The organism is Sulfurovum sp. NBC37-1 (assembly GCF_000010345.1).
In the GTDB taxonomy this organism is placed as follows: domain Bacteria; phylum Campylobacterota; class Campylobacteria; order Campylobacterales; family Sulfurovaceae; genus Sulfurovum.
In genome coordinates this window covers 1,854,074-1,878,466 of sequence record NC_009663.1, presented here as the reverse complement: position 1 = coordinate 1,878,466, position 24,393 = coordinate 1,854,074, and the positions used below count along the sequence as shown (strand labels likewise).

At 46.2% G+C, this 24,393-nt stretch carries 25 protein-coding genes; 17 read left to right on the top strand and 8 right to left on the bottom strand.

The window, feature by feature from the left end; translation table 11 throughout:
* Positions 1-8: 8 nt before the first annotated feature.
* Positions 9-941: a phosphatase gene (locus tag SUN_RS09455; RefSeq protein WP_012083586.1), complete on the top strand. Its 933-nt coding sequence runs from the start codon at positions 9-11 to the stop codon at positions 939-941.
* A 205-nt stretch (positions 942-1,146) separates the two neighbouring features.
* Here the strand turns inward: SUN_RS09455 and SUN_RS09450 are convergent, their stop codons facing one another.
* Positions 1,147-1,836, bottom strand: a complete 690-nt coding sequence (locus tag SUN_RS09450) for a response regulator transcription factor (RefSeq protein WP_012083585.1) — start codon at positions 1,834-1,836, stop codon at positions 1,147-1,149.
* Positions 1,826-3,355, bottom strand: a complete 1,530-nt coding sequence (locus tag SUN_RS09445; RefSeq protein ID WP_012083584.1) for an ATP-binding protein — start codon at positions 3,353-3,355, stop codon at positions 1,826-1,828. The genes SUN_RS09450 and SUN_RS09445 overlap by 11 nt, the downstream gene beginning before the upstream one ends.
* A gap of 142 nt (positions 3,356-3,497) precedes the next feature.
* Here SUN_RS09445 and SUN_RS09440 point away from each other — a divergent pair, with 142 nt between their 5' ends.
* From SUN_RS09440 to SUN_RS09425, 4 genes are all read left to right on the top strand, one after another.
* Positions 3,498-5,207: an acetolactate synthase large subunit gene (locus SUN_RS09440; protein ID WP_012083583.1), complete on the top strand. Its 1,710-nt coding sequence runs from the start codon at positions 3,498-3,500 to the stop codon at positions 5,205-5,207.
* On the top strand, positions 5,207-5,686 hold the full coding sequence (gene ilvN / locus SUN_RS09435; RefSeq protein WP_012083582.1) for an acetolactate synthase small subunit: 480 nt from the start codon (positions 5,207-5,209) through the stop codon (positions 5,684-5,686). Before SUN_RS09440 ends, ilvN begins: the two co-directional genes overlap by 1 nt.
* Before the next feature lie 79 nt (positions 5,687-5,765).
* Positions 5,766-6,725: a UDP-3-O-(3-hydroxymyristoyl)glucosamine N-acyltransferase gene (gene lpxD / locus SUN_RS09430; protein ID WP_012083581.1), complete on the top strand. Its 960-nt coding sequence runs from the start codon at positions 5,766-5,768 to the stop codon at positions 6,723-6,725.
* A gap of 51 nt (positions 6,726-6,776) precedes the next feature.
* Positions 6,777-7,007, top strand: coding sequence for a hypothetical protein (locus tag SUN_RS09425; RefSeq protein ID WP_012083580.1), 231 nt, complete (start codon positions 6,777-6,779; stop codon positions 7,005-7,007).
* A gap of 12 nt (positions 7,008-7,019) precedes the next feature.
* Here the strand turns inward: SUN_RS09425 and SUN_RS09420 are convergent, their stop codons facing one another.
* Positions 7,020-7,475, bottom strand: a complete 456-nt coding sequence (locus SUN_RS09420) for a PAS domain-containing protein (RefSeq protein ID WP_012083579.1) — start codon at positions 7,473-7,475, stop codon at positions 7,020-7,022.
* A 145-nt stretch (positions 7,476-7,620) separates the two neighbouring features.
* On the opposite strand from SUN_RS09420, the gene metH reads away from it, so the two are divergent.
* The 3 genes from metH (at position 7,621) to SUN_RS09405 (ending at position 11,775) form a co-directional block, all read left to right on the top strand.
* Positions 7,621-11,130 carry a methionine synthase gene (gene metH, locus SUN_RS09415; protein WP_012083578.1) on the top strand — a complete coding sequence of 1,170 codons (3,510 nt, stop codon included), beginning with the start codon at positions 7,621-7,623 and terminating at the stop codon, positions 11,128-11,130.
* 120 nt (positions 11,131-11,250) lie between these two features.
* On the top strand, positions 11,251-11,445 hold the full coding sequence (locus tag SUN_RS09410) for a hypothetical protein (protein WP_041672740.1): 195 nt from the start codon (positions 11,251-11,253) through the stop codon (positions 11,443-11,445).
* A gap of 66 nt (positions 11,446-11,511) precedes the next feature.
* Positions 11,512-11,775 carry a hypothetical protein gene (locus SUN_RS09405; protein WP_012083577.1) on the top strand — a complete coding sequence of 88 codons (264 nt, stop codon included), beginning with the start codon at positions 11,512-11,514 and terminating at the stop codon, positions 11,773-11,775.
* A gap of 11 nt (positions 11,776-11,786) precedes the next feature.
* On the opposite strand, the gene SUN_RS09400 is transcribed toward SUN_RS09405, so the two are convergent.
* The gene (locus tag SUN_RS09400; RefSeq protein WP_012083576.1) at positions 11,787-13,622 is read right to left on the bottom strand and encodes an ABC-F family ATP-binding cassette domain-containing protein; all 1,836 of its coding nucleotides are present in this window, start codon (positions 13,620-13,622) and stop codon (positions 11,787-11,789) included.
* A gap of 44 nt (positions 13,623-13,666) precedes the next feature.
* Complete coding sequence (locus SUN_RS09395) at positions 13,667-14,248, bottom strand: cytochrome b/b6 domain-containing protein (protein WP_012083575.1); 582 nt, start codon at positions 14,246-14,248, stop codon at positions 13,667-13,669.
* A 108-nt stretch (positions 14,249-14,356) separates the two neighbouring features.
* On the opposite strand from SUN_RS09395, the gene SUN_RS09390 reads away from it, so the two are divergent.
* A complete protein-coding gene (locus SUN_RS09390) occupies positions 14,357-14,644 on the top strand; it encodes a hypothetical protein (protein WP_148154689.1) in 288 nt (95 codons plus the stop codon).
* A 45-nt stretch (positions 14,645-14,689) separates the two neighbouring features.
* Here the strand turns inward: SUN_RS09390 and trpB are convergent, their stop codons facing one another.
* On the bottom strand, positions 14,690-15,913 hold the full coding sequence (gene trpB / locus SUN_RS09385; RefSeq protein ID WP_012083573.1) for a tryptophan synthase subunit beta: 1,224 nt from the start codon (positions 15,911-15,913) through the stop codon (positions 14,690-14,692).
* 304 nt (positions 15,914-16,217) lie between these two features.
* On the opposite strand from trpB, the gene SUN_RS09380 reads away from it, so the two are divergent.
* Both SUN_RS09380 and SUN_RS09375 read left to right on the top strand, forming a co-directional pair.
* Positions 16,218-17,249: a phosphagen kinase gene (locus tag SUN_RS09380; protein WP_012083572.1), complete on the top strand. Its 1,032-nt coding sequence runs from the start codon at positions 16,218-16,220 to the stop codon at positions 17,247-17,249.
* A 48-nt stretch (positions 17,250-17,297) separates the two neighbouring features.
* Entirely contained in the window at positions 17,298-17,510 is a 213-nt protein-coding gene (locus SUN_RS09375; protein WP_012083571.1) for a DUF1653 domain-containing protein, read from the top strand.
* 128 nt (positions 17,511-17,638) lie between these two features.
* Here the strand turns inward: SUN_RS09375 and SUN_RS09370 are convergent, their stop codons facing one another.
* Positions 17,639-17,821 (bottom strand): CPXCG motif-containing cysteine-rich protein, encoded by a 183-nt coding sequence (locus SUN_RS09370; protein ID WP_012083570.1) that lies wholly within the window; start codon positions 17,819-17,821, stop codon positions 17,639-17,641.
* Between the two features lie 351 nt (positions 17,822-18,172).
* Between SUN_RS09370 and SUN_RS09360 the strand changes: the two genes are divergently transcribed.
* Together SUN_RS09360 and ppk2 are read left to right on the top strand one after the other, a co-directional pair.
* The gene (locus tag SUN_RS09360) at positions 18,173-19,444 is read left to right on the top strand and encodes a M20/M25/M40 family metallo-hydrolase (protein ID WP_012083568.1); all 1,272 of its coding nucleotides are present in this window, start codon (positions 18,173-18,175) and stop codon (positions 19,442-19,444) included.
* Between the two features lie 73 nt (positions 19,445-19,517).
* A complete protein-coding gene (gene ppk2, locus SUN_RS09355) occupies positions 19,518-20,426 on the top strand; it encodes a polyphosphate kinase 2 (protein ID WP_012083567.1) in 909 nt (302 codons plus the stop codon).
* Positions 20,427-20,432: 6 nt separating this feature from the next.
* Here the strand turns inward: ppk2 and nth are convergent, their stop codons facing one another.
* The gene (nth, locus tag SUN_RS09350) at positions 20,433-21,083 is read right to left on the bottom strand and encodes an endonuclease III (RefSeq protein ID WP_012083565.1); all 651 of its coding nucleotides are present in this window, start codon (positions 21,081-21,083) and stop codon (positions 20,433-20,435) included.
* 114 nt (positions 21,084-21,197) lie between these two features.
* Here nth and SUN_RS09345 point away from each other — a divergent pair, with 114 nt between their 5' ends.
* The 4 genes from SUN_RS09345 to fbaA are packed head-to-tail and all read left to right on the top strand — an operon-like array spanning position 21,198 to position 24,364.
* On the top strand, positions 21,198-22,046 hold the full coding sequence (locus tag SUN_RS09345; protein WP_012083564.1) for a peptidylprolyl isomerase: 849 nt from the start codon (positions 21,198-21,200) through the stop codon (positions 22,044-22,046).
* A 33-nt stretch (positions 22,047-22,079) separates the two neighbouring features.
* A complete protein-coding gene (locus SUN_RS09340; RefSeq protein ID WP_012083563.1) occupies positions 22,080-22,727 on the top strand; it encodes a hypothetical protein in 648 nt (215 codons plus the stop codon).
* 59 nt (positions 22,728-22,786) lie between these two features.
* Positions 22,787-23,269 carry a hypothetical protein gene (locus SUN_RS09335; RefSeq protein ID WP_012083562.1) on the top strand — a complete coding sequence of 161 codons (483 nt, stop codon included), beginning with the start codon at positions 22,787-22,789 and terminating at the stop codon, positions 23,267-23,269.
* Between the two features lie 21 nt (positions 23,270-23,290).
* Positions 23,291-24,364 carry a class II fructose-bisphosphate aldolase gene (gene fbaA, locus SUN_RS09330; protein ID WP_012083560.1) on the top strand — a complete coding sequence of 358 codons (1,074 nt, stop codon included), beginning with the start codon at positions 23,291-23,293 and terminating at the stop codon, positions 24,362-24,364.
* Positions 24,365-24,393: the final 29 nt, after the last annotated feature.

Here is a 24,393-nt window from a genome sequence, read left to right as displayed (position 1 = left end):
GATAGAAGATGGATGATGGAGCAGAGAGGAGTGAGGAATATGTCGTTGCGATCGATCTGGGGTCAAATACACTTCGTGTGACGAAACTGGACTGCAGGAGCGGGAAATTCGTTAACGAGTATGAGAAGATCGTCAAAACGGCAGATATGCTGGAACGTACGGGGGTGATCCATCATGAAGCGGTGGATCGCGTGATCTATGCGATCAAAGAGGCGCAGAAGCAGATCGGTTTCTCCGACGCATCGATTAGAGCCGTTACTACGGAAGCGATACGCCGGGCGCATAACAGGGTAGATGTCCTTGCCCGGATCAGGAAAGAGACAGGGGTAAGCTTTGAGGTCATTACAGGTGAAGAAGAGGCAAAGCTTACACTGCTTGCCGTAAAGCATCGGCTGGAAAAACTGCATTTCGCTGCCAGGGATTTCGTACTTATCGATATCGGCGGAGGCTCGACGGAGCTGATATTCCGTTATGGAGAAGAGGTATTCTCCAAAAGCTTCCCTGTCGGTATTGTTACGATTGCCCAGCGCTATGAAACACTTGAACAGATAGAAACTGCTCTCCCCGAAGTGATGCTCGATATACAGATGTACTGCGCCGAGGTCTATGCGACGAAAGGAAGGCCGGAAGCGTTCATTGCGACTGCAGGTACGCCTACCACGGTAGCAGCCATGAAACTCGGGCAGACCTATGAGAACTATGATGCCAAAAAGATCAATGGGACTTCACTCAAACAGGAGGAGCTGGACCTCTATCTGAAAAAACTCCTTTCCATGCCTTTTGAAGAACGGGAGATCATGGTCGGTACAGGCAGAAGCGATCTGATCACCGCAGGTATACTGATCTTCAAAGAAATTTACAATATTGTGGAATTTGAATCATGCGTTGTGATCGATGATGGGTTGCGTGAGGGTGTTGCACTGGATAGTTGTAAAGAATAAAATAGCCACACTTCCCGTTGTGAACAAAAGGAATAAAGAATAGAGTTTGTTTGCAACACTCTTTTTTACAGTTTGGTTAGTGTGGTACTCAGAGGTGTCTTTGTCATATATACAAGGGGGGGGAGATATACTTTTTCCACCTCTTGAATAAAATTATAGACAAAGAGTTTGTCAAATCTTGTCAAAAAGAGATTTTTCTCTATTTTTATTTTGTTTGTAAAATATAACCTACCCCGTAGGCACTTTTAATCGTATCTTTGGGCAGTTTCTGTCTCAGCCGTTTCATCAGGGAAGCGATAGCATGGGAGGAGAAGTCCCGTTCCGGTTGGTCTTCATATAGGTGATTGTATATGTCTATGGCTGAAACACTCTGGTTCGGATGTGAGCAGAGCAGTGACATGACTTTGCGTTCCCTGGGCTTCAGCGCTATCTCTTCAGCATTATGAAACAGTTTTTGATTCAAAGTATCCCAGTAAAAAGCCTCTTTTAATGCAAGTGTATGCCTTTGGGACCTCAACTCGTCGACCAGTGACAAGAGAAGGGTTTTGAGCCAGTCACTCTGTACAGGTTTGATGAGGTACTTGACTAAATGCAGCTCTATGGCCTGCAAAAGTCTCTCCTGATCGGAGTGTGCCGAAGTGATGATGATCTTCGTTTTTTGGTCATTTTCTCTGATCTTTCTTATCATAGCAAGTCCGTCGAGACGCGGCATGTTGATATCGGCAATAATAATATCGTGATGGTGTTTCAAGTAACTTTGGTACGCTTCCTGACCATCTTTTGCCCTGTACACCTTTTCAAAAAAGAGTTCGAGGTACTCTGTCATGGAGTCAAGAAGTGCCTCTTCATCTTCTGCGATCAGAATGGAGACATCAGTGATCTTGTTATGCTGCATCCGTTTTTCCTGCTTTTGGCATCACAATCCTGAACAAGGCACCCTCCCGGGTATTGGAGACAGAGAGTGTTCCCTCCATATTCTTCTCTATGATCATTTTTGAGATGTAAAGCCCCAGTCCCGTACCGAGCGATTTGTGTTTGGTGGTAAAATAGGGGTCGAAGATACGGTGTATGTCCTCTTGGGGTACTCCACCTGCATTGTCGCTGATCTCAAGAAGTACATCTTCGTCTTTTTCATAGAGCCTGAGCGCTATATGGGGGTCCTTGACCTTTCTGTACAGGAGAGTGTCTTTCGCGTTGTGCAAAATGGAAATGATCACCTGCATGTATTCGTTCATATATCCCTCGGCAGCTTCTTCGGAAATGTTTTCGAATGTAAGATCGATCCCTGCTTTTTTCAGCATAGGGTTTGTAATATCAAGTGCCTGTTGAAGCACTTCTGAAATGAGAAAACGGTTTTTCTCTTTTTCAGGGTGATAGAAATGCATGAAATCATCTATGGTCTTTGACATGTACTGAATATTACTCTCCATTTCCTGAAGCTTTCTGGCCAGTTCCCCGCTCTGCAGGATATCCTGCCGATTCTTTTCTTTGAGAATAGAGATCAGGGTATTGTTCATTGCGAGCGGTTGGCGCCACTGATGTGCAATATTGGCTATCATCTCTCCCATATCGGCCATTTTTGCTTTCTGGAAAAGGAGTTCTTCTTTCTCTTTAAGTTCCTTCATGGAGGCACGCAGTGCAAGGTCTTTCTCTTTGAGCTCTTCGATAGTATGAATGAGCCTGTCTTTGTACTCCCTTTCAATGTACAGACCGCATTCAAGTCCCTTCATCTGTTCGATCAGATCTGTGATCTTCTCTTTTTGTATGATAGATCCGTGCTGCGGTGCAATCAGATTCAGGTCGAGCTTTTCTATCTTCGAGAGCGAATAATTGAAGATATCCCTGCTGGGCATATATTCGGCATGGAACGGTTTGGCTTTCTCGAAGTAGTCATCACCTGCGAAGAATTCCCACGACTCTTCAATGCCCCCGAAGATATCACCTGAAAAGAGTGTTTTTGTGGAGGGCTCATACGTTACGAAGGCTCCGGGAGAGTGGCAGTAGGGTGTAGTGATGAACTGCAGGTGAAGATTGCCGCTTACAAGCTGATGGTCATGTTTGTCTATCTCGTAGTAATTTGACTTGATAAGATAGTGTTTGACCAGGGGAACCATTCTGCTGTGCGTAATGACAAGAAGATCGGAGCGGTCTATCAGTTTTTCCATCTGGGGAACTGCAGCGGCCAGGTCCGGGTCCTGATGGTGCAGAATGATATACTTGATGTTTTTCATCGAAGAGATCGTGTTGACCTTCCTGACAACGGCTTCGAATTCAAGCATGGAACCGGGGTCTATCAATATTGATTCATTACCGTTCTCTATGAAGTAGGGGTGACACTGAAAAGGATCATTTTCCAGATACATTCCCACCCAGTAAATGTATTTCGCTATCTTTACGGCTTGTGTAAAATCCATAGAAAAGTATAATGAAATCAGCTGAGCATTTTGATGATTCTAATCAAGAAAAAAGGACTCTTTTTATCTGATTTTATACGAATTTGTATCCACTCTAATGTTATTTTGCTATAATCAGTAAAAAATTAATGGAGTGTAGACCATGCAAATGAGTGGTGCACAAATGGTGTGTGAGGCGATTATTGCCGAGGGTGTTAAGACCGTATTCGGTTACCCCGGCGGTGCGATCATGCACGTTTACGATGAAATTTACAAGCAGAACGGTTTTGAACATATTCTCAACCGTCATGAGCAGGCAGCAGTACATGCTGCAGACGGATATGCAAGAGCGACAGGAAAAGTCGGTGTTGCCATGGTGACATCGGGTCCGGGATTTACCAATGCAGTTACAGGACTGGCAACAGCCTATATGGACTCCATTCCCATGGTTGTGATCTCCGGACAGGTACCTTTGTCTCTCATCGGTACGGACGGTTTTCAGGAGATCGATGCCGTGGGTATCTCCAGACCCTGTACGAAGCATAACTTCCTGGTACGCTCGCTTGAAGAGCTTCCGCGTATCCTCAAAGAAGCTTTCTACATTGCAAGAAGCGGCAGACCGGGACCTGTACTGGTCGATGTTCCCAAAGATATCACGGTAGAGATTGGTGAGTTCAAGTATCCGGATTCTGTGAATATTCCGAGTTACAAGCCGACCTACAAAGGGAATAAAAGACAGATAGAAAAAGCGGTCGAAGCGATCAAAAAAGCGAAGAAACCGCTGTTGTATATCGGTGGCGGTGTTGTACTTTCCAATGCCTATAAACTGGTACGCCAACTAGCTGAAACAACACAGATACCTGCCGTTGAAACATTGATGGCAAGAGGGGTTATGGGTGCAAAGAACCCGTTGTTGCTCGGCATGCTCGGTATGCACGGAAACTATGCTTCCAATATGGCGATGTCCGAGACAGATCTTGTCATCTCTCTGGGTGCAAGATTCGATGACAGGGTCACGGGAAAACTTTCCGAGTTCGCCAAGTATGCCGATATCATCCATGTCGATATCGACCCGGCCAATATCGCGAAGCTGGTCGATGTGGACTACCCAATCGTTGGCGATGTCTCGCAGGTACTTGAGCAGATGCTTCCATTGCTTGATGATGTGAACACTGAGCGCTACAATGCCTGGAGGGAGATCCTCAAGCGTTATGATGAACTGCATCCGCAATCCTATGTCGATTCGGATGAAGTCATCAAGCCGCAGTGGGCTATCGAGCGTATCGGAGAACTTGTCGGTGAAGATGCCATCATCACTTCGGATGTCGGTCAGCACCAGATGTGGGCGGCGCAGCACTATCCGTTCGACAGGCCGCGCCAGTGGATCAACTCGGGCGGCCTGGGAACGATGGGCTTCGGTTTCCCTGCAGCCATCGGTGCCAAAAGAGCTTTTCCTGAGAAGACGGTCATCAACGTGACCGGTGACGGATCGATCCTGATGAATATGCAGGAACTTGTGACGGCTGCCGAGTATAAAACCCCTGTGATCAATATGATCCTCAACAACCATTTCCTGGGAATGGTAAGACAGTGGCAGACCTTCTTTTATGAAAAACGCTACTCCGAGACAGACCTGACATTCCAGCCGAACTGGAAGGCGCTGGCGGAAGCGTGCGGCGGTATCGGGTACGATGTGACGACCAAAGAGGAATTCGATGCGGCGATCAAAGATGCGATCGAGCAGGACAAGGTATGTTTCATGAACGTTGCGGTCAACCGTTTTGAGAACGTACTTCCAATGGTACCGTCAGGCGGGGCACTCTTCAACATGATGCTGCCTTCAAAAACCGAAACAGGCGGGGAGGAGAAATAATGACTGAAAATATCAATGAAAGACGTGTGATCTCCGTCGTGGTCATGAATGAAAGTTCAGTACTTGCAAGGGTCACGGCACTTTTTGCCGGACGCGGATACAACATCGAGTCTCTGACCGTTGCGCCCATCCCTGACAGTGAAATGTCCCATATTACCATTGCGACCAAGGGGAATGCCAGAGTAATGGAACAAATCACCAAACAGCTGCATAAACTTATTCCGGTCTACAAGGTCATCGAGCATGAAGAGATGGTGGAAAAAGAGATGGTGCTCATCAAGTTCCCTATCGCCGAGAACCTGAGTGATATCCAGGCGCTGTGCGGGGCGTATAACGGCGGTATCGTCAATGTCGGCAAAGAAATGGTCATCGCACAGGTGGCAGACGAGCCGAAGCGTATCAAGCATTTCATCGAAGCGGCGCAGCGTTACAATCCGTGTGAGACCGTACGGGGCGGTGTAGTCGCCATAGAACGTTAATTTCCCGTAGGGTGTGCAATTGCACACCGTATTCATCGTATTTTTGGTGTGCAATTGCACACCCTACAGAAGGATCGATATGACTTACAAACTCTCCCAAATTGCAGAAACGATCGGCCTGGATTATCAGGGTAAAGATATCGATATAGACGGCATACATACATTAAGCGAAGCTTCCTCTTCCCAACTCAGTTTTTTTAACGATGCAAAATATGCCTCACAATTGGCAGAGACCAAAGCGGGCGCCGTACTGATCGATGCGGAACATGCCAAACTGCTGCCTGAAACGAGTATAGCATTGGTTACGGATGAACCCTACCTCAAACTTGCACTGGCATCCAAACTTTTCGCCCACAAGATTGAAACAAAGGGAGATGCCCCAAAGACGGGTGAAGGGTGTGATATTGATGAACAAGTACGTTTTGGTAAGAATGTAACGCTGGGAGACAATGTGACCATACTGGCAGGCTGTTATCTTGGAGACAATGTGACCGTAGGTTCGAATACGCTGCTGCATCCAAATGTGACACTCTATCACGGTACGCAGATCGGGGAACGCTGCATCATTCACAGCGGAACGGTCATAGGGTCCGACGGATACGGTTTTGCGCATACAAGAACAGGAGAACATGTCAAGATCTATCAGAACGGCAATGCGATCATCGAGGACGATGTCGAGATCGGTGCGAATTGTACGGTCGACAGAGCGGTATTCGGTACGACCTATGTGAGAAAAGGCACCAAGATAGACAATCTCATCCAGATCGCGCACAACTGTGATGTGGGTGAACACTGTCTTTTTGCTTCGCAGGTGGGGCTTTCGGGTTCAACGACACTGGGAAGGAATGTGGTCATGGGCGGGCAGAGTGCAACGACAGGCCATTTGAGTATAGGTGATTTCTCTACACTTGCGGGACGATGTGTGGCTACGAAATCACTTGAAGGCGGTAAAACTTACGGTGGTTTCCCTGCCATTGAACATCGGCTATGGCTCAGGCTGCAGGCCAAAATATCGGGATTGATCAAAAAGAAAAAATAGTTAACTATTTGTGTTATAATCAATCTGTAAAATTATTTTCAGGAGTATAAGATGAGTGGAACAGTAACCAAAATAGACGAATTGGCATTGAGCGGTACAAAGGACGGAAAGATCACGATCACAACAATTACCGACCCTTATGGTGCAGGAAGTGAGAGCGTGGCAAGTATAGGGATATCTCTTCAGGCAGGCGCCGAAGAGCCGGACTGGAAAGTCCATATTCCAAAAGCGAATATTGATGCTCTCATTGCAGCACTAGAGGAAGCCAAAAAAAGTTTATAAGTACGAAAGCCGCTATGCTTCTTCAGCGGCCTTCATTTCTTTGTACTGTGCAAGTGCTTTGTTCATTGCATCTCGATCGGCTATCTTACGTCCGGCAATGTACCCTACAATATTTCCATCTTCATCAAATTTCGGTTTGATCCAGACTATAACAAGATAGTACTTCCCATCTTTGTTCATATTTTTGACAAGACCTTCCCAGTAGTTCCCTTTCTTGATTATCTCCCATAGGCCTTTGAATGCAGCTTTGGGCATATCCGGATGTCTGTTAATACTATGCGGCGACCCAATCAGCTCTTCTTTTGAATAGCCGGTTAATTCTCTGAACTTACGGTTGGCATAGGTAATGATACCAGCTGTGTCCGTTTCAGTGATCATGACACCACCGTCGAAAGGAACTTCTTCATCGACGGGATCAGGTTTTACGATTTCTTTTCCGGTGATAATGTTTTTGATAGTTTTGCCCATGCTTTCTCCACTGGCTATAGTCTATTTTCTAATCATATCAGTAGAAAGCTTAAGATAATTATAAGAAATTTAAATAATAACTGAATTTAACCGTTTTTCCTGCATACTTTGATACAATTGCAACAATTAGTTAAAAGGATTTTTTTTGTCAATTACCGAAACAATTAAATCATTATTGGAAAAGCGTATACTGGTCATAGATGGTGCTATGGGTACGCAGATACAAGACCTTGACGTACCAAAAGAAGCGTGGATTGATCACAGTGGCAAGGAACAGGAAGGCTGCAACGAACTGCTCAACGATACTGCAGCCGACTTGATCAAACGTATCCATAAACGCTACGCGATGGCGGGTGCCGACCTGATAAAAACCAATACTTTTGGTACCATGCCCTGGGTACTTGATGAATACCAGATGGGTGAACGTGCCTATGAACTCTCCAAAAAAGGGGCAGAACTGGTTAAAGAGATTTGTGCAGAATACAGCACGAAGATTTCACCGAAATTCGTACTTGGCTCCATCGGCCCGGGAACCAAACTGCCTTCTTTGGGGCACATCCATTACGACGAGATGTACGAGGGGTACAAGACTGTAGCTTTGGGGCTGATCGACGGCGGATGCGATGTATTTTTACTTGAAACATGTCAGGACCCTCTTCAGATCAAAGCAGCACTGCATGCCTGTCAGGATGCCAACAAAGAGCGCGGTGTTGAACTGCCGGTAATGGTTTCCGTCACTATTGAACTGAGCGGCTCTATGCTTATCGGTACGGATGCGACGACGATCGTTACCATTATGGAACCTTTTGATATTCTCTCTCTGGGCTTTAATTGCGGAACCGGCCCCGACCAGGTGAAGAAACATCTCAAAACACTGAGCGAGCTGTGCAGTATCCCCATCTCTGTACATGCCAATGCAGGATTGCCGCAGAATCGCGGGGGATATACCTATTATCCGATGGGGCCTGATGAATTCACACAGAAACAGCTCGAGTTCACAGAGTTTGACGGGGTGAGCTTCCTTGGCGGCTGCTGCGGTACGACACCACAGCACATTCAGGCGCTAAAAAAAGCGGTAGAGACCATCAAGCCGAAGAAGCCGACAGGTTCTATAGAGCCTTCTATCGCTTCACTCTTCACTACGACCGAACTGTTTCAAAAACCTGCTCCGCTGCTTATCGGGGAGCGGAGCAACGCCACGGGCTCCAAAGCATTCAGGGAACTCATCATTGCCGGTGATTATGAGGGGACACTGACCGTAGGCCAGGCGCAGGTACGTGACGGGGCGCACTGTCTGGATGTGAACGTGGAGTTTGCAGGGCGTAACGGTGCGACCGACATGTCCGCGGTCATGGAACTCTATAACCAGAAGATCCCTCTACCGCTCATGCCCGATGCCACCCGCGTGGGTACGATGGAAGCAGCGCTCAAATGCATCGGTGGAAAACCCATCATCAACTCCGTCAATCTTGAAGACGGGGAAGGCAAGCTCGATGCCATCTGTCAGCTTGCGAAGAAATACGGCACAGCGCTGGTCTGTCTGACCATCGATGAGACCGGTATGGCGAAAACGACAGAAGAGAAGCTTAGGGTAGCGGAACGTATTTATGACCTCTGTGTAAACCGTCACGGGATCGATCCTAGAAACCTCATTTTCGATATGCTGACCTTTACGGTCGGTTCAGGGGACCTGGAGTACCGTGATGCGGCGATACAGACACTCGAAGCGATCAGGGAACTGCACAAAAGACACCCGGAAGTCGGTTCGACACTGGGACTGTCGAACATCTCCTTCGGGCTGGACAAGAATGCAAGGATCTATCTGAACTCCGTTTTCCTACACCACTGTATTCAGGCAGGGATGACCTCGGTGATTATCAACGTCAAACACATCGTACCCCTGGCCAAGATGAGTCAGGAAGACATCGATATCTGCGAAGAGCTGCTCTTCCGTCCGGACGACAACTCGCTTTTCAGGTTCATAGAACACTTCTCTGACAAAACGGTGGACGACTCCGGAACCGATGAGGAATACGAGGCGATGAACAGTGAAGAGAAAATCGCCAAACTGCTGCTTGACGGGGACAAAGAGCGTATGATTCCTCTGGTCGAAGAAGCAAGAAAAGAGATCGATCCGGACAGGATTGTCAACGAAATCCTCATCGATGCGATGAAAGTAGTCGGTGAACTCTTTGGTTCAGGTCAGATGCAGCTGCCTTTTGTTCTGCAGTCTGCGGAAACGATGAAAGCGACAGTTGACTATCTGAACCCGTACCTGACCAAGCAGGAGAAAGAAACCGATACGACGCTGGTGATCGGAACGGTCAAAGGCGATGTGCACGATGTCGGGAAGAACCTTGTCGACATCATCCTCTCCAACAACGGTTTCAAGGTGATCAATGTCGGTATCAAGACGGATCTTGATACCTATCTTGAAGCCCATAAGGAGCATAAGGTACAGGCCATCGGCATGAGCGGCCTGCTGGTAAAATCCACGGCGGTCATGAAAGATAACCTGGAAACCATGGCCGAGATGGGAATGACGATACCTGTACTTCTGGGCGGTGCGGCACTGACACGCTCTTTTGTTGACGACTTCTGCCGCCCCATCTACAAAGGGCCCATCTTCTACTGCCGTGATGCCTTTGACGGTGTGATTGTGATGAGCCGTATTGAGAAATACAATGAAGATCCTTCTGTTGGTCTAGATACCCGTCTGGCCGGTGATATGGTGAAAAGAGAAGAGAAGAAAGAAAAGAAAGAGGTGGTCATTCCGCCTTTTGAAGAGATCCAAATGCCTGAACCTGTCGATATCCCGACACCGCCGTTCTGGGGCAGAAGGGTATTGCAAAAAAAGGACCTTGACCTGAATATGGTCTTTGACTGGGTCAACCAGAAAACGGTCATCAAAATGCATTGGGGCTACAAGAGCAAAGGGATGACAAAAGAGGCGTACCAGAAATTGCTGGATGAAACGGTCTATCCTGCCTATGAACGTCTGAAAAAAGAGTTTATAGAGAAGGATCTTTTTGATCCGACCATCATTTACGGCTACTATCCTGTACGGAGCAACGACAGAGAGCTTCTGGTCTTTTCGGAGAGCGAAGGATGGAATGTCGACGAAAATGCCGACAGGGAACCTTTCAAAGAGGTGGTAGGCAGAGCCGAATATGCCTTCTCTTTTCCGAGACAGAGAAGAAAACCCTACAGAGCGCTGAGTGACTTTTTCAGGCATGAAAGACACGATGTACTGGGGATCACCTGCGTGAGTGCGGGTTCCAAATTCTCAGCCTATGAGAAAGAACTTTACGATGCGGGCAAATACCTTGAATACAACATGGTACACGGTTTCTCGGTAGAGCTTGCCGAAGCCCTTGCCGAAGTAGCACATAAACAGATACGTATGGATCTCGGTATTCTCAAAGAAGATGAGGGTGCTACACTCAGGGATGTCCGAATGAACCGCTATCGGGGTGCAAGATATTCATTTGGCTATGCGGCCTGCCCGGACCTTGAGCAGAGCCGTATCATCTTTGATCTCTTGAAGCCCGAAGAGTTCGGTATCGAGCTGAGTGAAACCTTCCAGATACATCCGGAACAAAGTACGACGGCTTTGGTGGTGCACCACCCTAAAGCGACCTACTACGCGATATAGATATATGCACTTTTGTTATGATCCACGCGTAGGGTGGGTATCACCCACCATAAGGGCGATAGGCATATAGTCAACGGTCATGGCGAAAGCCGAATGAAATCAAATATCAAAGAGAAATAATTGGAAAAAAAAGATACAAAGAAAAAGGTTCCTTGCCGCTACTGCAAGCTGGAGGTGGACAAAGGGATCAAACGATGTCCCCACTGTGGAACGCACAACCCTTCTATGGGCGTGAAGCGTGCGATGATATGGAGCATATCTATGATCATAGTACTCTATCTGGCCGCTTTCATTCTGCAGCGCTTTGGGGGCTAATGTATCTTTAGTTGCATTTGTACAATATGTTTCTTTGGTAAAATTTTTCTAAAAAAAGGAGTTACAATGAGTCACAGACATAAAAACAAGATTGAGAAACTTTTCACGCATCCCATCTCTAACAATGTGGATGTCAAGAAGCTGCTCTCTGCGCTGGAGCATTACGGATTTGAGGTGGATATCACCAAAAAACACAAGGCAAAGCTTTTCTACAATGAAAAAGAGTTTGTCCTCGCTTTGCCTCACGGGGATCATTTAAGCAAGGATGAGGTGGTAAGGCTAAAACATTTTCTCGAAGAGGTTGGTATCACTCCAGATAGCGTAGAGTAATCTTCAGAAGACTACTCTATCTCTTTAAGTTTTAGGTCATATTTGGCATTGATCTTATCGAGTGCTTCGGTGGCGATCTCAAGCCTCTCAAAGATCTCTTCTATCTCTGCCTGGGTTTCTGCCACAGCTTTTGAATGTTCGATCATGCCTGAGTTGTCTCCGGCATTTGATGCTTCGAGCAGTGCTGCATTTTGTTCTTCTTCCAGCACTTCCAGCACGTCCATTCTTTTTTCGCAGTGTTTGATCTCATCCCTGTGGGGTTTAGCCTCTTTGGCTTTTTCTTCTATGATGGCACTCCGTCTTTTTTTACGTTCTTTTTTGTCAAGTTTCGGCTTGCTCTTCTTGGGTTTTACCGTGCCTTCTTCCTCTTCCCAGCCTATCTTCTCCAGAAAGTCGTCGTAACCGCCGTCAAAATATTCGGCCCCTCCTTTATGAAAGATGATGAGTGTATCCGCCAGTCTTCGGAGTAGCATTTCAGAGTGTGTGACCATGATGGTGGAGCCCTGAAAATTCTCTATAGCATCACAAAGGGAGTCTATGGACTGCATATCGAGGTGGTTGGTCGGTTCATCGAGCAGGAGAAGGTTTGCAGGTGTTGCTATGATCTTACCGAGCATAACACGGCTTCGTTCACCTCCGGAAAGTACTTCTATCTTTTTGTCTGCCAGTTCGCCGGAGAACATCATCGTCCCGCAGATGGCACGTACTTCGGCCATGCCTATCTTTTTGTCGGCAGATGTGATCTCATCTATAATGGTATGTTGGGTGTTGAGTCGCTCGATGTTTGTCTGTCCGAAGTGTGCCATAGTGGTAGAGGGGTGGAAAGAGAGGGTACCCTGCTGCTGTGGCAGTTCCCCTGCGATGTAGTTGAGCAGGGTGGATTTACCCTTGCCGTTCTTCCCTATGATGGCGAGTGTCTTTCCGTTCTCCATCGCAAAAGTGAGATGTTCAAAAAGCGGTTGATCCTCTTTGTACCCAAAACCGAGCTCCTCAGCCCTGAAAAGTATCTTGGCAGGTGTTTCCTTGTAGTTGAAGTGGAAAGAGAGAGAACTTTCGCTCTCCAATTCATCCATCTCATCCATCTTTTCGAGTATCTTCACTTTGGATTGTGCCAGGGCGGCAGTGGAAGCCCTGGCTTTGTTTCGGGCAATGAACTCTTCGAGCTCTTTGCGTTTCTTCTCCTGATTGAGCCTTGTTTTCTCATAGGTCTCATCCTGAAGCGCAAGCGTTTCATAGTATTTGTGTGTATCGCCCTGGACCATAAAAAGACCTTTTCGCTGTATGCCCATGGTATGTGTGGTCACGGCATCCATGAATTCACGGTCGTGGGTAATGAGGATGACCTCTCCGTCAAACTCGCGTATGAACTGTTTGAGCCAGCGCAGGGAGAGAAGGTCGAGGTAGTTGGTTGGTTCATCCAGAAGCAGCATATTGGGTTCGGTTGCCAGCAGTTTTGCCAGATTGATACGTATCTGGTACCCTCCTGAAAAGCTCAAAGGGTCTTTTTGCAGGTCCTCTGCAGTAAAGCCCAGTCCAAAAAGGATCTTTTCGATCTTGTAGAAGTTGTACTGTTCATCTTCGGGGAGTATCTGTGCGCACTCCTCTTCAACAGTATGCTTGGTAAATTTGAGGTGCTGCCGCAGAGTACCGATACGGTAATTCTTCGGGATGCTGATCTCCCCTTCGTCATAACTCTCTTCTCCGAGTATCAGTTTGAAGAGGGTCGATTTCCCTGTACCGTTGCGTCCTATGAGGCCGATCTTCTGATGGGCCATGACTTTAAGGTTGAGGTTTTTGAAGAGTGTCTGGCCACCGAAGCTTTTGGAAAGGTTTGTAAGCTGTATCATCTATCGTCCAATTGTAAAATATTGGACGAAGTATAGCGAAAGTGCTATTGTTTTCCACCATTGACCATGGTGGAGAGTATGCCTGGTTCATCTTTGTTCTCCGCGACGAAAACACCGAGTATATGCAGCGGTACGAAGTAGAGCAGAACCTGGTAGACCAGTTCGTGTACCTCTTTGATGTCATGCGCCGTATCTTTGCTCAGTCCGAGTGCTTCATAAAAGTGGATGACCAGACCGCTTACCGCCATAAAAAGTAGGCTTGCATAAATGAGAAGGTAGCCTAACTTGACCATTTTCTTGTGAAAGTTCTCCTGTCTGAGATGCCTGTAGTTCTGTTTTCCGCTTCGGGTAAAAAAGAGAAGTATCCGCCATACCACCAGTGCGGCAAGTACATACCCGAGAATGATATGCCACTCCCACATGGGCCCGCGGATGGCCTTCGCCACGACTTTGGCCTCTTCGGCCACGATATCGATGCCCTGTTCGGCAAGTTTTCGGATGATGATCTCCGAGTTGGTCCTCCAGCTCAGAAAACTTTTGCGTAGCAGTACCGTCCCTATAAGGCCCATGACCACCAACGCGTTTATCCAGTGCCAAAGCCTGAAATTAAAACTCCATTTTTGCATGATTGGTCCTTTTGTATGAATAGCTATTGCCATTGTAGCATGAAAAAATAACGGAGTTTCTGCTATGATTAACAATCTATGTTGAAATAAAAAGAATTGAGGAGAAAGATGATGAAGAAAACAGCAGTAGTATTATTTTTTGGTTCAGGGCTTCTTTTTGCCGCTTTGTCGCCGCAGGTACAGAATGAAAAAGATCTTGCCGTCATGACGGACTTTGCAAAAAGCCATCCCAAGGTCATGGCAACGCTTCGCGTTATAGACCTTGAGGAGAAAGTGATACGTTTCGGAGCAGGGTGCAAAGTGATCTTTCACAGAAAAGAGTCTTTGAAGCCCAAAGGGATGGTAGGACCAGCCGATCCGCTTGAGTTCAAACGATCGACCTGTCTGGTTGATTGAAATAGTATGAAAGAAGGGATATGGTATTTTACATCCCTGGTATGATCAATCCTGGGGAATACCGTAATCCTTACCGTAATTTTCCACAACAAAGTCTATATCTTTGTCCCCGCGTCCTGAGAGGTTCACCAGAATGCTCCCCACGTCAGGCTCTTTGGCAAGTTTGAGCGCATAGGCGACTGCGTGTGCCGACTCGATGGCAGGGATGATCCCCTCTTCTCGTGAGAGTTCGAAGAATGCATCGATCGCCTCTTTGTCGTTGATGGAACTGTAGTTGACACGTCCGATATCCTTGAGATAGGCATGCTGCGGCCCTACGGAAGGGTAGTCAAGTCCGCTGGCAACCGAGTAAACCTCCTGTGGTTCACCGTTTTCATCCTGAAGCATGTAGGATTTAAAGCCGTGCATGACGCCCGGTTTGCCCAAAGTGATGGTCGCGGCATTCTCTCCAGGGATATCGAGGCTTCTGCCGGCAGGTTCTACACCGTGCATGGCAACGGTTTCGTCATCGATGAATGCAGTAAAAAGTCCCATAGCATTTGAACCGCCACCTACACAGGCGACAAGATTGTCCGGAAGCTTTCCTGTCATTTGCTGGAATTGCTCTCTGGCTTCTACCCCTACGATGGATTGGAAATCTCTTACCATCCGCGGGAAAGGGTGGGGACCTACGACGGAGCCGATGGCGTAAAGTTGTGTCACCGGATCTTTAAGGTAATTCTCGAATGCCGTATCGACGGCCTCTTTGAGGGTACGTCTGCCATGTGTAGCAGGGATGACGTTGGCACCGAGAATGTGCATTCTAACCACATTTGGATGTTCTTTTGCCATATCGACCTCACCCATATAAATGTCACATTCCAGTCCCACAAGGGCCGCTGCCGTAGCAAGTGCCACACCGTGCTGTCCGGCACCGGTCTCAGCGATGATCTTCTTTTTGCCCATTTTCTTGGCAAGCAGTGCTTCGCCCAGACAGTGGTTTATCTTATGTGCGCCGGTATGGTTGAGGTCTTCCCTTTTAAGGTAGATGTCTGCACCGTACTTTTCGGAAAGATGCTTCGCATGGAAGATCGGGCTTGGACGGCCAACGTAATGCTGGTAAAGGTCTGCAAGCTCCTCAAGGAATGCAGGATCCTGTCTGATCTCTTCATAAGAAGCTGTAATCTCATCCATGATCGTCTGTAGTTCAGGCGGGATGAATGCGCCGCCATACTCTCCGAAATACCCTTTTTCATCCGGTAGCGGACAGTTGAAAATATTTGTTGCCATAAAATCTCCTTTGAGCTAAATAAAATATTGTACATTAAAAGAGTTTTTGTGTGACTGAGCCCAAATCTCGAAATAGAAATTCAGCACTTTTCACCATCATCGTATTCATGGACTTTGCTTCATATTCATTACCGCACCGACGGGTGCGCCTCAAACATGAAAACAAACCCCATGAACACGAGCATGGCAAAGATTACAAGAATTCTATTTCGAGATTTGTGCTGAATGGAACGAGGACACTAAAAGTATGTTTTAGTTATAATAATCAAAAGTAAAAATTATATATTGGAATGGGGGACTAAGAATGGACTATCCGAATTTTCCAGAGAACTGTAGATCGTTACTCTGCAAGTACCTGACACCTGAAGTATTCGAAGCGCTAAAAGACAAGAAAACATCCAACGGGTTTACCCTGGAACAGGCGATCAACTCCGGTGTGATGAACCCTGACAGCAGTATCGGTGTCTATGCCGGCGATAAAGAATCGTACAGGGTTTTTGGACTTTTGTTCGATCCGATCATTGAAGAGTATCACGGATTCACCAAAGATGATTCCCACCACAGCAATATGGAACCGGATCTTCTACATGCATCCAATCCCGATCCTGAAGGCAAGTTCATTCTTTCAACGAGGATCAGGGTAGGGCGCAATGTCGACAATATACCCTTAGGCCCTGCAATAACAAGAGAACAGCGTAATCAAGTGGAATCGGATGTAGTCAAAGCCTTGCATCGGCTTGAAGGAGACCTAGCAGGGAAGTATTATCCGCTTCTTGGTATGTCAAAAGAAGTGCAGGATGCTTTGATACAGGATCATTTTCTTTTCAAGGAAGGTGACCGTTTCCTTGACGCTGCCGGACTGAACCAAGACTGGCCCGAAGGTAGGGGAATCTACCACAACAACGACAAAACTTTCCTGGTATGGGTCAATGAAGAGGACCAGCTTCGTATCATCTCTATGCAGAAGGGTGGAGATATCAAAGCGGTCTTTACACGTCTGGTCAATGCGGTCAAAAGCATCGAGACGAAAATACCCTTCTCCTACAGCTACCATCTGGGTTTCATTACTTCCTGCCCTACCAATCTGGGTACAGCCATGCGTGCGAGTGTACATATAGCCCTGCCAAAACTCTCACAGGATATGGAGGCTTTCAAAGCCATTACAGATAAGTATCATTTGCAGATACGCGGTATCCATGGGGAGCATTCCGAGAGTGAAGGCGGTGTCTATGACATCAGCAACCGCCGCCGTCTCGGCATTACCGAAGTTCAGGCGGTACAGGATATGTACGACGGTGTCGTCGCGCTGATCGTAGCAGAAAAGGCATTGGGCTAAAAAACCTATTTGTGATACAATCCTACAAACGCATACAAGGAACCGGAATTGGAAATACAAAAAGGTATTTACCGGCATTACAAGGGAAATGAGTATGAAGTGCTGATGGCGGCACGCCATTCGGAAACGGAAGAGTGGATGGTGGTTTACCGTGCTCTCTATGGTGACTATGGTGTCTGGGCAAGGCCGTATGATATGTTCATCTCACAGGTTGAGATCAATGGTGAGAAGGTAGACCGGTTTAAGTTTTTATATGCGTAGGGTGCGTGATCACGCACCCTGTGATAGACTCGGCATACAATTTTATTTGTGCCGAAAGGCCATAGGGAAGGTGCGTGATTATGCACCCTACGGATATCTTTGATCCTAAAAAAATAGATAGTATTTTTTTATATCCCCTCCATTTTCCGTGCTTCAAAATAGACAAGCCTGTTACCTGAAAATCTGAAAAACAGTTCGATGGGACGGCAGCAGACTTCACAGTCTTCAATGTATTCACTCTCTTCTTCACTGGGGTCAAGTACCATTGAGATCTGTTCCCAGCAGTAGGGGCAGATAAAAAAATGTTCCATCACTTTTCTTCTTTCCTGAACCATTTCGTTAGCCACTTTGGAAGTGTGCACCCACTGCAATTCCCTGATCTCTCACAACGGGTGATTTGAATATTTCTCCAAAGCATGAAAGCAAAACCGAGGGCGATCACAAGTTGCAGGATGCCGATGTTGTAGTAACCTTCCATGAGGTTCTGGATGCTGAGGACGAGCATGATGAGGGTAATGATGAGGCACAAGGTGTAATCCTTATTTTTATGTGAATGTATTATACTTCTTTTGGTTATATCAAAGTTTTACTTGATATATAGGATTTCCAATAAAAATACTAAATGCTCAGCGCTAAAAGCTGAACGCTTCCCGGAGGGATTCATGTCAAATATTATAGAACATTTCAAAACACTTACGCAGATTCCGCACTGTTCCAAGGAGGCGGAAAAACTGTGTGATTTTCTGGTGGTGTTCGCCAAAGAGAGAGGGTATGAGGTAGAGGTGGATGAGGTGAAGAACATTTACATCCACAAAGGAGTGCCAAAACTTTGTCTGCAGGCACATTACGACATGGTCTGTATGGGGAAGGCACCGAAAATAGAGACGTATGAAGAAGAGGGATGGATGAAGGCGAAGGACTCCTCTCTGGGTGCAGATAACGGTATGGCGATCGCGATGATAATGCAGTTGATGGATGAGGGAAGGATTTTGGAATTTCTGTTGACCTCTGATGAGGAGATAGGGTTGATCGGTGCGAATGAAGTAGCCTTTGACTTCAAGGCAGCCTATATGCTCAATCTGGACAGCGAAGATGAGGCAGAAGTCTACATAGGATGTGCCGGTGGAGCGGATATCACGGCCTTCAAGCAGGACAGTTATGCCGAAGGGAAAGGTGACTGTTACGAAGTAGCGGTCAAAGGGCTTGCTGGTGGACACTCCGGTGTGGACATCAACAAGGGGATCCCCTCTGCCATCAAAGTATTGGGACGTTACCTGGCGCAAAAAGGTGTCACACAGCTCGCGAGTATTTATGCCGGGGAGCGTCGAAATTCTATCCCTGCCAATGCCGTGGCGATCGTCCGAAGTGAAAAGCTGTTGGAGAATGAGGGAGAGGTGCAGGTCCGAAAACTCAGAGAATCTCCAATGATTCTGAGTGAGGGTGATAAGCTCATTGCACTTATAGATGCCTTTAAACACGGGGTACGAAAAGAGAACAGAGAATTAGGTATTCCCGATATCAGTATCAACCTTGCCATTATCAATGCCGATGAACGGGGAGGGGTCACTATTGAAACTAGTGCAAGAGCGATGGATGCAGATTCTCTCGATGCATTGACCCATGAGACAGTTTCATTCTTTGAAATGTACGGCTTCGAGAGCAAAATGGAAGATAAATACCCTGCGTGGAAACCTGATATAACCGACTTTACCAAACTGGTGGACGAAAAGATGAAAGAAGTCTTTGGAAAAAGTAAACTTATGGCGATCCATGCCGGGCTGGAATGCGGTGTGATCGCCGAGAAATATCCGAAGATGAAGTTCGCTTCCATCGGACCGACCATACGTTATCCGCATTCGACGAGAGAGAAGGTAAAACTGGATTCTGTAGAGAAAACATTTGTCGTTTTGGATAAAATCATACAATCAGTGTAAATGATGATAAATATTAATATGACTTAAGAAAAAGAGGAGTAAAATTAAAAAATACACTAATTAAAGGAAAAGAATGAAAACGATCTTTCAGGATTTGGATTATTTAAAAAAGAATATCGAAGATAAAAAAGCGCAAAAGATGCTTAAAGAACTTGAAGGGAATATCCATCTTTTAAAAACAAAAAGTGGACTTACCCAGTTGATGAATAAGAAAAAACTGGCAAAGATCACCCGCAATGTCGAGTATGAAAATGAACTCAAAGAACTTCAGGTAGAGCTCATCAAGCTGCAGAACTGGGTCTATGACAACAACAAACGCGTGATGATCATCTTTGAAGGGCGTGATGCTGCAGGGAAGGGTGGTTCCATCAAGCGTTTTACCCAGTATCTCAACCCCAGAAAATTCAGAGTGGTCGCTTTGCAGAAACCTACAGAGGTAGAGACAGGTCAGTTCTACTTTCAGCGTTACTTTCAACATCTTCCAAATCCCGGAGAGATTACCTTTTTTGACAGAAGCTGGTACAACCGTGCCATCGTAGAACCCGTCTTTGATTTCTGTACGCCTGAACAGTATGAAAAGTTTATGAAGGAGGTGCCGGAGATAGAACATGCCCTGATCGATGACGGGATCATTCTGATCAAATTCTGGTTCTCCATTACCAAAGAGAATCAGCAGAAACGATTTAAGGAACGTATGACAAATCCTTTGAAGCACTGGAAACTGAGCCCGGTCGATCAGAAAGCCCAGGAGATGTGGGACAAGGTGACCTACTACAAAGAGGAGATGTTCTCCCGTTCACATACAGGCTATGCCCCATGGATCATCGTGGACAGTAACGACAAGAAAAAAGCCAGACTGGAGTCAATACGTTATGTACTCTCACAAATCCCGTATGAAGGGAAAGAAGATGCAAAGATCAACCTGCATCATGATCCGGAGATCGTAGAGCGTTACCACAGAAGAACACATAGCGAGAATTAGAGCTTTTTAAACTTTGAAACTCTCTTTTGTTCTGCAATGTGCTGCCATGAAGCAGTCGTCGCACTCCGGTTTGACCGCTTTGCATCTGTATCGTCCGAAAAGTACCATCGCCTGGTGGAGCCGGTGCAGGTCGGTCTTGAATTTTCTGCTTAACTCCTCTTCGCATTTTACTGCGGTTTTGGCATCGCAGAGTCCCAGGCGGTGTGCCACTCTGAAAACATGGGTATCGACCGCCATCAGGTTGGCTCCGGTATACTCAATCATCACGACATTTGCAGTCTTCTGTCCTACACCGGCAAGTTTGACCAGTTCATCCCGCTCAAGCGGTATTTCATTGCCGTAATTCTCCACCACGGACTGTGCCATCTTGATGAGATTTTTTGCCTTGTTGTTGAAAAAGGAGCAGGTGTTGATGTAGGACTTGACTTCATCCAGGTCAGCATTGGCAAGCGAGACCGGATCCGGGTATCTTTCAAAGAGGGTAGGGGTGATGATGTTGACCCTCTTGTCGGTACATTGTGCAGAGAGCATCACTGAGATAAGAAGTTCATAAAGATTCCTGTACTCAAGTTCCGTGACCGAATCGGGATAGTGTTCCAAAAAGAGTGCTTTGATCTCTTCGATCTCTTTTTTTGTCGCTTTTTTCACTTTAGCCATAAACAGAGCACCTTTTGTATGAGTTTTTCTATGCAATATTATCACATTAATGAATGATTTACCTAAGAGAGATATAATCTTAATAAATTTTTAATATACACAAGGATAACACATATGGTTAAAATCATCAAAACATCACTCGTAGCAGCAGCCTTCATGGCATCATCACTCGTAGCATCGGACATTCTGGCGACTGTCAATGGTAAAAATATCACAAAACAGGATGCTGAGGCGTTCGTAAGCGCAACGGCACCGAATGCACACTTTTCACAACTTGACCCTGCACAGAAGAACATGATTACACAGAGACTGATCGAAAAAGTACTTTTTATGGAGTTGGCCAAAAAAGAGGGAATTGAGAATGACCCTGAATTCAAAAAAGCACTTGAGAAGATTAAAGATGAACTTGCGGTCAACCTCTGGATGAAAAAACAGCTCGATAGCATTGTTATTTCCGACAGTGAGGCCAAAGACTTCTATGAAAAGAACAAAGACAAATTCATACAAAAAGAGATGGTACAGGCAAGACATATCCTTGTCAAAGATGAAAAGACGGCCAAAGAGATCATTAAAGAGTTAAAGCCACTAAAAGGCGAAGCGCTCAAGAAGAAGTTTATTGAGTTGGCTAAATCTAAATCCATAGGACCATCAGCTCCAAAAGGTGGAGAGCTTGGAAAATTCGCCAAAGGTCAGATGGTACCGGAATTCTCAAAAGCGGTATGGAAACTCGAGAAAGACCAAATCACATTGGAGCCGGTAAAAACACAATTCGGTTACCACATCATCCTGCTTGAAGACAAAATAGAAGCGCAGACTGTACCTTACGACAAGGTAAAAGACCAGATCATTGCTTCGTTGAAGCAGCAGGAGTTTGCAAAGAAAGTTGCAGCTATCGCTAAAGAGCTCAAAAGTAAAGCGAAGATCGTTGACAACACAGCAAAGGCGAATGCTGTAACGAAATAGTGTAGTATCATCATATAAAGGGGGAGGAAAAATATGAAGAAAATCATTGTTGCTGCAGGTATTTCACTGGGAATACTTGCTGTACCGCTTTGGGCTGATCATCTGAAGGACAGTTTGTCACGTATGGTGCATGAAAAAGATACTACACCGGGGATGGTGGATCTCAGTAGACTTGACCAGCCAATGGCCGGACCGGTCAAATCGAGACCATCCAATGCCGTCATTGCTACAGTGAATGGACACAAGATTCGCAAAAAAGAGGCGGATGCTTATATCAAATCGAGAACCAAAGGTAAAATTACGGATTTCGATACTCTCCCAAAAGAACAGCAGCTAAGACTGGTCAAGGAGCTCAGTTTGCCTATATTGATGGCAAGTCAGGCAAAAAAAGAACTCTCCGAACGGGAAAAAGAAGGGGCTTATGTCGGTGCCTGGATGCGCAAAGAGGCTGCAAAGGTTACTGTGTCAGATGCGGAAGTACAGGCAATGTATGATCAGCTGAAGCAGAAAGCGATGGAGCGTAACGCCACCAACAATATCATTCCCCCGTTTGACAGCATCAAGAACAAAATGAAAAGCCAGATGACCGAAAAGAAGATCATGGACAGCCTGATGAAAGATGTCAAGGTTGAAGTGGCTGCACCTACTGCCCTGCCACCTATGATGATACGGAAGTACTAAACCCCCCGTTTAGTGAAAAGACGGTAAAATATATACATAAAAAATTACGAAGGCATAAAATGAGAAAAACGCTAAAAATGGTTGGGATTGCTCTGGCATTGACCACATTGACCCTGTCTGCGGAAACAGCAGGAACAGTAAACGGTATGGACGTTTCCGTCGCTGAAGCGAACAAAGCACTCAGCGTAATCAGCAAAGGCCAGGCAACCTGGGACAAGATATCGAAAGAGCAGAAAGAACAGGTACTCAATATGCTCGCACCTAGCAAACTTGCGGCGGTCAAAGCAAAAAAAGAGTTGACACAGGAAGAAAAAGATATTGCACTTAGTAATCTCTGGATGCAGAAGAAAATGTCTGAAGTAGCAATTTCTGATAAAGAAGTGAAAGACGCTTACGAGAAATTGAAAGCTGTAGCCAAAAAAGCTAACCCAAATAAACAGTTCCCCCCATTTGAAGCGGTAGCGAAAAACATCAAAATGAAAGTGGCTCAGGAAAAAGTCGTTGGTGACCTGATGAAAAATGCAAAGATCAAACTAAAATAACCCTATCGGAGAAAATGTAATATGTCTACAAAAGTATTGGATGTTCTGGACACAGGAATCGTAACGGGTGATGATCTTCAAACTCTCTTTAGGATCGCACAAGAAGAAGAGTATGCGATCCCGGCTGTAAATGTCGTAAGTACCTCTTCGATCAACGCGGTATTGGAATCTGCCAAAAACGTCAATTCTCCTGTCATTGTGCAGTTCTCGAATGGTGGTGGTGCCTACTATGCAGGGAAAGGACTTTCTTCTGATAAAGCTGCGATCCTGGGTACGATCTCCGGTGCACAGCATGTGCATACAGTAGCGAAGGCCTATGGCGTACCGGTAGTCCTGCATACGGACCATGCAGCAAGAAAACTACTTCCCTGGATCGATGCGCTCCTTGATGCCAGTGAAGCACATTTCAAAGCACACGGTACACCGCTTTTCTCTTCACACATGATCGATCTTTCCGAAGAGCCCATCGAAGAGAATATCGCTACATGCAAAGCCTATCTTGAGCGAATGAGCAAGATGGGAATGACGCTGGAGATAGAACTGGGTGTGACCGGCGGAGAAGAAGACGGTGTAGACAATACGGACATCGACAACTCTTTGCTTTATACGCAGCCTGAAGAAGTGGCCTATGCCTATGAAGAGCTTATGAAAGTTTCAGACAAGTTCACGATCGCCGCATCGTTCGGTAACGTACACGGTGTCTATAAACCGGGGAATGTACAGCTCACTCCGAAGATCCTGGATAATTCCCAGACCTATATCGAAGAGAAGTATGATACATCTGAAAAACCTGTTAACTTCGTCTTTCACGGCGGTTCGGGTTCCGAACTTTCCGACATACGCGAAGCCATCGGTTACGGCGTGATCAAAATGAACATCGATACAGATACCCAATGGGCCTTCTGGGACGGTGTACGCAAGTATGAAGCGAAATATCATGACTATCTTCAGGGACAGATCGGGAATCCGGACGGTGAAGACAAACCCAACAAAAGTTACTATGACCCGAGAAAGTGGCTCAGAGAGGGTGAACTCTCCATGGTCAAAAGACTTGAGCAGGCGTATGAGGATCTTAATTGCGTTGGACGTAATTAACGGAGGGTGCGTAAACACGCACCTTGACC